The following is a 2,107-nucleotide window of genomic DNA, read 5'->3' as shown; positions in this document are numbered from 1 at the left end:
CTTCCGGCGAGCAGTGGCCGATGGACAGCCCCGAGGTGCCGCCGGAGAAACGGCCGTCGGTGAGCAGCGCGCAGGCTTTGCCCAGCCCTTTGGATTTGAGGTAGCTGGTCGGATACAGCATCTCCTGCATGCCCGGGCCGCCCTTCGGGCCTTCGTAGCGGATCACCACCACATCGCCGGCCTGCACCTCGTCGCCGAGGATGCCCTTGACCGCCGCGTCCTGGCTTTCATAGACGCGGGCATTGCCTTCGAACACGTGGATGGATTCGTCCACGCCGGCGGTCTTGACCACGCAGCCGTCGACGGCGAGGTTGCCGTACAGCACCGCCAGCCCGCCTTCGGTGGAGAACGCGTGGGCGACGCTGCGGATGCAGCCGTTGGCGCGGTCGGTATCCAGCGACGGCCAGCGCGTGGACTGGCTGAAGGCCACCTGCGTCGGAATACCGGCCGGGCCGGCCTTGTAGAACTGGTGCACGGTCTGGTCGCTGGTCTGGCTGATGTCCCAGCGGGCAATCGCCTCGCCCAGGGTGCGCGCATGCACGGTCGGCACCTCGGTGTGCAGCAGGCCGCCGCGCGCCAGTTCGCCGAGGATGGCCATGATGCCGCCGGCACGGTGCACGTCCTCGATGTGGTACTTGGGCGAGTTCGGCGCGACCTTGCACAGCTGCGGCACGCGCCGCGACAGGCGGTCGATGTCGCGCTGGTCGAAGGCGACCCCGGCCTCCTGCGCGGCGGCCAGCAGATGCAGGATGGTGTTGGTGGAACCGCCCATGGCGATATCCAGGGTCATCGCGTTTTCGAACGCCTCGAAGGTGGCGATGCTACGCGGCAGCACGCTGGCCTCCTCGCCGCCATACCAGCGGTGGCACAGTTCGACGATCAGCCGGCCGGCGCGCTTGAACAGGCCCTCGCGATCACTGTGGGTGGCCACCACGGTGCCGTTGCCCGGCAGCGACAGGCCCAGCGCTTCGGTCAGGCAGTTCATCGAGTTGGCGGTGAACATGCCCGAGCACGAGCCGCAGGTGGGGCAGGCGCTGCGTTCGATCGCGGCCACTTCCTCGTCGCTGATCGAGGCGTCACCGGCGGCGACCATCGCGTCGATCAGGTCCAGCTTGTGGTCGGCCAGCTTGGTCTTGCCCGCTTCCATCGGCCCGCCGGAAACGAACACCACCGGGATGTTCAGGCGCAGCGCGGCCATCAGCATGCCGGGGGTGATCTTGTCGCAGTTGGAGATGCACACCAGCGCATCGGCGCAGTGCGCGTTGGCCATGTACTCGACCGAGTCGGCGATGATCTCGCGGCTGGGCAGCGAATACAGCATGCCGTCGTGGCCCATCGCGATACCGTCATCCACGGCGATGGTATTGAATTCCTTGGCCACGCCGCCGGCGGCCTGGATCTCGCGCGCGACCAGCTGGCCCAGGTCCTTCAGGTGCACGTGGCCGGGCACGAACTGGGTGAAGGAGTTGACCACCGCGATGATCGGCTTGTGGAAGTCGCCATCGGTCATGCCGGTGGCGCGCCACAGGGCGCGGGCGCGGCCATGTTGCGGCCGGCGGTGGAGGTTTTCGAACGGTATTCGGGCATGGGATAGCGAACGCGACAACGGGCGCAACGGCACCTTGGCCATTGATTCTGCATAAAAAACCCGGTTGCAGCTGCAACCATCGCGACGCTGTCTGCGTGCCTGCAACTGAAAGCCGATTCAGTTTGACCGCGCTGCCGATTTCCGCCCGATGCGCTGGATCGGGCATCATTCGGAAACGACTTTCACGGGGAATCGACGATGAAGCGATCCAGGACCACCGCACTGCTGCTGATGAGCGCCGCGCCGCTGCTGTTTACCGCCTGCCAGAAGGAGGAAGCCGTACAGGTGCAGGAAGGGCTGTACACCTCGGTGGAGGCCTGCGGTGAAGCGACCGGTGATCCGTCCGCGTGCCGCACGGCGTTTGCCGCCGCGCAGCAGCAGGCGGCCGACGCCGCGCCCAAGTACGCCAGCCAGGCCGAGTGTGCCAAGGAATACCCGGCCGAGCAGTGCGTGCAGCAGACCACCAGCGCCGGCACCTCGTTCATCGGGCCGATGATGATGGGCTTTTTCATGTCGCAG

Annotated in this window: 1 protein-coding gene and 1 pseudogene; one reads left to right on the top strand and one right to left on the bottom strand. The window is 66.8% G+C overall.

Annotated elements, in window-relative coordinates; genetic code table 11:
* Positions 1-1,587, bottom strand: a pseudogene (ilvD, locus tag JCM9942_RS14540) (dihydroxy-acid dehydratase); the annotation flags it as partial.
* Between the two features lie 199 nt (positions 1,588-1,786).
* Between ilvD and JCM9942_RS14535 the strand changes: the two are divergent.
* On the top strand, positions 1,787-2,107 hold a 321-nt coding region (locus tag JCM9942_RS14535), incomplete at its 3' end, for a DUF1190 domain-containing protein (RefSeq protein WP_157722958.1).

Source organism: Stenotrophomonas pictorum JCM 9942, from assembly GCF_001310775.1.
In the GTDB taxonomy this organism is placed as follows: domain Bacteria; phylum Pseudomonadota; class Gammaproteobacteria; order Xanthomonadales; family Xanthomonadaceae; genus Stenotrophomonas; species Stenotrophomonas pictorum.
Note: the sequence above shows the minus strand (reverse complement) of the source record. Positions and strands in the feature narration are given on the sequence as shown.